This is a genomic window from Comamonas sp., from assembly GCF_036643215.1.
GTDB lineage: Bacteria > Pseudomonadota > Gammaproteobacteria > Burkholderiales > Burkholderiaceae_C > Comamonas.
In genome coordinates, this window is sequence record NZ_JAVXSJ010000065.1 from 1 (window position 1) to 6,134 (window position 6,134).

Sequence of the window (6,134 nt, forward strand, 5' to 3'; positions counted from 1 at the left end):
CTGTTCTACAACTATGTCGATCAGTCGCGCTTTTACGTGAACAAGGTGGCCGAGAACTGCCGCTCGCGCATGAATATCCCCTTCTTCCTGCGCGATGAGTCGCGCAACGACGCCTTTCTGGCGGGCGCCAAAGAAGCCGGCCTGCTGCAGCTCAAGGGCCACAAGTCGGTGGGCGGCATGCGCGCCAGCATCTACAACGCGATGCCCATTGCAGGCGTGCAGGCGCTGATTTCCTATATGGAAGACTTTGAGCAGCGTCAGGCTTAAAGCCCAACTGCACCGTAAGCACACAATACAAAATGAGCTGCCAGCGCTGATCCCTAAAGGCTTTCAGGGTCATAAACCCCTGAAAGCAGTAAGAATCAGGCGCAAGCAGCTACAAAATTTGAGGATCCCATGAGCCAAGACCCACAAGCCAGCCCCGAGTTGCTGACGCTACGCAACCAGATCGACTCGCTGGACCGCCAATTGCTGGACCTGGTCAACCAGCGCGCCCATGTGGCCGAACAGGTGGGTGAGCTCAAGAAAAAAGAAGGTTCGTCCTTCTTCCGCCCTGACCGCGTGGCGCAGGTGATCGAGAAGATCAAGCGCAACAACCCCGGCCCCTTGAAGGGCGCGCACGTGGCCGCCATCTGGCGCGAAATCATGTCCGCCTGCCTGGCGCTGGAGTCTCCCCAGCGCGTGGCCGTGCTCGGCCCGGCTGGCACCTTCTGCGAAGAAGCCGCCATTCAGTACTTCGGCGGCGCTGCCGACCTGATGTACTGCAACAGCTTTGAAGAAGTCTTTCACGCCACCGCCGCAGGCAGCGCCCAGTACGGCGTGGTGGGCGTGGAAAACTCCAACGAAGGCGTGGTGACGCGCTCGCTGGACATGTTCCTGCACACACCTTGCCATGTGGTGGGCGAAGTCAGCATGCTGATCCGCCACAACCTGATGCGCACCAGCGCCGATCTGGAAGGCATTGAAGTCGTGGCCGCCCACCCCCAGGCGCTGGCCCAGTGCCAGGGCTGGCTGTCCAAGCACCTGCCCCATGCAGAGCGCCGCCCTGTGGAGAGCAATGCCGAAGGCGCTCGCCTGGCCGCCCTGCACCCCAACTGGGCAGGTATTGCCGGCGAACGTGCAGCGCAGCAGTTTGGCCTGCACATCGTCAGCCACGCCATTCAGGACGACGCCTACAACCGCACGCGTTTTGCCGTCATCTGCTTGCCGCACACGCTGGCTACGGCTGCGCCCAGTGGCTCGGACTGCACCAGCCTCGTCGTATCCGTACCCAATACCGCAGGCGCCGTGCATGACCTGCTGGTGCCGCTCAAAAACCACGGCGTATCGATGACCCGCTTTGAGTCGCGCCCGGCCCGCACCGGCCAGTGGGAGTATTACTTCTACATCGACGTGGAAGGCCACCCCGCACAAGCCAATGTGGCAGCGGCGCTGCAGGAGTTGCAGTCGCTGTGCGCCTTCTACAAGGTGCTGGGCACCTACCCGGTGAGCAAGTAATGACGATTGAGCAGAAAATGCAGCCCTTCGAGCAGCTGGGCCTGATTGGCTGCGGCCTCATGGGCGGCTCGTTTGCGCTGGCGCTCAAAAAGGCGGGCCTGGTCAAACGCGTGGTGGGCTACAGCAAATCACCATCCACCACCGAACGCGCCCGCCAGATGGGCGTGATTGATGTGGAGGCCCCTTCGGCCCTGCTGGCTGCAGCAGGCGCTGATCTGGTGCTGCTGGCAGTGCCAGTGGCTGCCACCGAAGCCACGCTCAAGTCCATCAAGCATCTGGTCACCCCCAAGATGATGATCATGGACGTGGGCTCCACCAAGGTCGATGTCGTGCAGGCCGCACGCACGGCGCTGCGCGATCAGATTGGCAGTTTTGTGCCCGCCCACCCCATCACCGGCAAGGAAGTGGCGGGTGTGGAGCACGCCGACGGCAATCTGTACCACAACGCGCAAGTCATTCTGACCCCCACAGAACGCACGCTCACCGCACACCTGCACCGCGCCGAAGCTCTGTGGCGGGCGCTGGGCAGCCATGTGCAAGCCATGTCGCCAGAGGCGCATGATGGCGCACTGGCCACTGTCAGCCACCTGCCCCACCTGCTGGCGTTTGCCATGATGCAAAGCGTGCTGAACCAGCCCAAGGCCGATGAAGTGCTGTCGCTGGCTGGCCCTGGCTTTCGTGACTTCACCCGCATCGGCGCTGGCGACCCTCAGCTCTGGCGCGATGTGCTGCTGGCCAACCGCGAACAGGTGCTGGCCCAGTCCCGCCAGTTCCGCCAGGCGCTGGAGCAACTCGAAGGCCTGATGGAAGCGCAAGATGGACAAGGCCTGCAAGACCGCCTGACACTGGCCAGCGCCGCCCGCGCCCACTGGAAGATGGGCGCCAAGCGTGGCTCTGGACTCTGAAAAATCAAGTATTTTTCGCATCTAGCGCTTACTGCATGAACGCTAGATGCTACTAATTTCAGAGCAAATTTACGACCTGATGGATCGCCATGTTTAATACTGAATTTTTGGATATCCCCGCACTGGACTCTGCCAACGGCACCGTCAGCCTGCCCGGCTCCAAAAGCATCTCCAACCGCGTTCTGCTGCTGGCCGCGCTGAGCCAGGGCACCACCACCATCCACGACCTTCTGGACTCTGACGACACGCAGGTCATGCTCGCTGGCCTCAAGCAGCTGGGCTGCCGCATCACGCCAGATACCGTCACCCCCGGTCAGGCGATTGAAGTCACCGGCATTGGCGGCCAACTGCCTGCAGGCGCCACGGCAACACTGTTCCTCGGCAACGCAGGCACGGCCATGCGCCCGCTAACGGCAGCACTGTCGGTACTGGGCGGCGACTTCGAGATGACGGGCGTACCCCGTATGTACGAGCGCCCGATTGGCGACCTCGTCGATGCGCTGCGCCAGCTGGGTTGCCAAATCGACTACCTGAAAGACGAAGGCTTTCCCCCGCTCAAAATCGGCCAGCCCGACTTCAGCCAGCTGAGCAGCGAATCCATCAAGGTGCGCGGCGATGTCTCCAGCCAGTTCCTGACCTCGCTGCTCATGGCGCTGCCCCTGCTGGCCAGGGAGCGCGACATCACCATCGAGGTGGTGGGCGAGCTGATCTCCAAACCCTACATCCACATCACGCTGGAGCTGCTGGCCCGTTTTGGCATTGCTGTCAAAAACGAGCAATGGCAGCGCTTTGTGATTCCCGCAGGCAGCCGCTATCAGTCGCCTGGCAGCATCCACGTAGAGGCCGATGCTTCATCCGCTAGCTATTTCATAGCGCTTGGCGCAATCACTGCGGACGCTACAGAGCAAAATAGCATCAAAATCCTGGGCGTCGGCAAAGATTCGATTCAGGGCGATATCCGCTTTATCGAAGCAGCTCAGGCCATGGGTGCACAGGTCGAAAGCGGCCCCAACTGGCTGGAAGTCAGCCGCGGCACATGGCCCCTCAAGGCCATCGACCTCGACTGCAACCACATCCCCGACGCAGCCATGACACTGGGCGTGATGGCCCTGTACGCCAACGGCACAACCACGCTGCGCAACATCGCCAGTTGGCGCGTGAAGGAAACCGACCGCATCGCCGCCATGGCAATTGAGCTGCGCAAGCTGGGTGCAACAGTGGAAGAAGGTGCGGACTACATCCGCATCACCCCCCTTGCCAGCAAGCAGGCGTGGAAAGCCGCCAGCATTCACACCTATGACGACCATCGTGTCGCCATGTGCTTCTCGCTGGCCGCCTTCAACCCCGCCAAGCTGCCGGTGCGCATTGAAGACCCCAAGTGCGTGGCCAAGACCTTCCCCGACTACTTTGAAGCGCTATTCTCCATCTGCGAAACAGAGCGCGAGCGCATTCCCGTGATCTGCATCGACGGCCCCACCGCCTCGGGCAAGGGCACGATTGCGGCCGAAGTGGCCAAGGCGCTGGGTTACCAGTTGCTGGACTCAGGCGCGCTCTACCGCATCACCGGCCTGGCCGCATCGCGCGCCGGGCTGGCGCTGGACGAATCCAACGAAGAAACCATTGCCGAAATGGCACTGGAAATGCCCGTGCGCTTTGACGCACAGCAACGCGTGTGGCTGGGCGATGAAGACATCAGCCTTGCCATTCGCAGCGAAGAAGCAGGCATGAACGCCTCGCGCGTTTCGACCCTACCCGCCGTGCGCAGCGCGCTGGTCGATCTGCAACTGGCCTTTCAGCACCTGCCCGGCCTGGTGGCTGATGGCCGAGACATGGGCACCGTCATCTTTCCCCATGCACCGCTGAAGGTCTATTTATGGGCCTCCGCACAGTGCCGCGCAGAGCGCCGCTATAAACAGTTGATTTCCAAAGGAATTTCAGCTAATATATCTACCCTTTTGGCAGACCTTGAAGCACGTGATGCACGCGATATGAATCGCGCCACTGCGCCTCTCAAGCCCGCCGAAGATTCTTTGCAACTCGATAGCTCCCAGATGACCATTGAAGAAGTGGTTGCTCAGGTGCTGTCGTGGTGGCAGGAACGTCAGCTGTTTGGCCGCGCTTGATTTATCAGGCATGGCCCCGCAGCTGACTTGTTGGCCCTTGGTGTCAGGCCCTGCAGATCGCAGAACCGGCAGCAAGGTTGTTAACCTTTAACCCCGTGGGCCTTAAAAACCCGCACCCTCCGCATTCAGTCTTAAAAACGTTTGGCAATAGTGCTGACGGAAACCTGTTTGCGGTCAAGGAAATACATGTCTGAATCTTTTGCCGCCCTTTTTGAAGAGTCGTTGACACGCACCGAAATGCGTCCCGGTGAAGTTATCACCGCTGAAGTCGTGCGCGTTGAGCACAACTTCGTGGTGGTGAACGCTGGCCTGAAGTCGGAAGCCTACGTGCCCCTCGACGAGTTCAAGAACGACCAGGGCGAAGTCGAAGTCCAAGTGGGTGACTTCGTTTCCGTGGCCATCGGCTCCATCGAAAACGGCTACGGCGACACCATCCTGTCCCGTGACACCGCCAAGCGTCTGGCTTCCTGGCTGTCGCTGGAAAAGGCTCTGGAGTCCGGCGAATTCGTCACCGGCACCACTTCCGGCAAGGTCAAGGGCGGCCTGACCGTTCTGGTCAACGGCATCCGCGCATTCCTGCCCGGTTCGCTGATCGACACACGTCCTATCAAGGACCTGACTCCTTACGAAAACAAGACCCTGGAATTCAAGGTCATCAAGCTGGATCGCAAGCGCAACAACGTGGTGCTGTCGCGCCGCGCTGTGGTGGAAGCCTCCATGGGCGAAGAACGCGCCAAGCTGATGGAAACCCTGAAGGAAGGCGCTATCGTTAATGGCGTGGTCAAGAACATCACCGAATACGGTGCGTTCGTTGATCTGGGCGGCATCGACGGTCTGCTGCACATCACCGACATGGCATGGCGTCGCGTGCGTCACCCATCCGAAGTGGTGACAGCTGGTCAAGAAATCATGGCCAAGATCCTGAAGTTCGACACCGAAAAGAACCGCGTGTCCCTGGGTCTGAAGCAAATGGGCGACGATCCTTGGATGGGCGTTTCGCGCCGTTATCCTTCGGCTACCCGTCTGTTCGGCAAGGTCACCAACATCGCCGACTACGGCGCGTTTGTGGAACTGGAACCCGGCATCGAAGGCCTGGTGCACGTTTCCGAAATGGACTGGACCAACAAGAACATTGCTCCTACCAAGCTCGTGTCCCTGGGCGACGAAGTGGAAGTCATGGTTCTGGAAATCGACGAAGACAAGCGTCGCATCTCCCTGGGCATGAAGCAATGCAAGGCTAACCCTTGGCAAGAATTTGCTCAGAACACCAAGCGCGGCGACCGCGTGAAGGGCCCTATCAAGTCCATCACCGACTTCGGCGTGTTCGTGGGTCTGGCTGCCGGTATCGACGGCCTGGTGCACCTGTCTGACCTGTCTTGGAACGAAACCGGCGAAGCCGCTGTTCGTAACTACAAGAAGGGTCAAGAAGTCGAAGCTATCGTGTTGGCCGTGGACGTTGAGCGCGAGCGCATCTCCCTGGGCATCAAGCAGCTGGACAGCGACCCCTTCACCACGTTCACTACCGTGAACGACAAGGGCCAGATCGTGACCGGTAAGGTCAAGACTGTGGACGCTAAGGGCGCTGAAATCGACCTGGGCGAAGACATCA

At 60.3% G+C, this 6,134-nt stretch carries 4 protein-coding genes and 1 pseudogene; all 5 read left to right on the plus strand.

What is annotated here, in order from left to right; genetic code table 11:
- Window positions 1-267 (plus strand): annotated as a pseudogene (locus tag RSF91_RS19380) (3-phosphoserine/phosphohydroxythreonine transaminase); the annotation flags it as partial.
- Between the two features lie 129 nt (window positions 268-396).
- Complete coding sequence (gene pheA / locus RSF91_RS19385; protein WP_332569941.1) at window positions 397-1,497, plus strand: prephenate dehydratase; 1,101 nt, start codon at window positions 397-399, stop codon at window positions 1,495-1,497.
- A gap of 17 nt (window positions 1,498-1,514) precedes the next feature.
- Window positions 1,515-2,402, plus strand: coding sequence for a prephenate dehydrogenase (locus RSF91_RS19390; protein WP_099738020.1), 888 nt, complete (start codon window positions 1,515-1,517; stop codon window positions 2,400-2,402).
- Window positions 2,403-2,491: 89 nt separating this feature from the next.
- Window positions 2,492-4,525 carry a bifunctional 3-phosphoshikimate 1-carboxyvinyltransferase/cytidylate kinase gene (locus RSF91_RS19395; protein WP_332569942.1) on the plus strand — a complete coding sequence of 678 codons (2,034 nt, stop codon included), beginning with the start codon at window positions 2,492-2,494 and terminating at the stop codon, window positions 4,523-4,525.
- A gap of 186 nt (window positions 4,526-4,711) precedes the next feature.
- Window positions 4,712-6,134: 30S ribosomal protein S1 (gene rpsA / locus RSF91_RS19400; protein WP_332569943.1), on the plus strand; the 1,423-nt coding region annotated here is incomplete at its 3' end.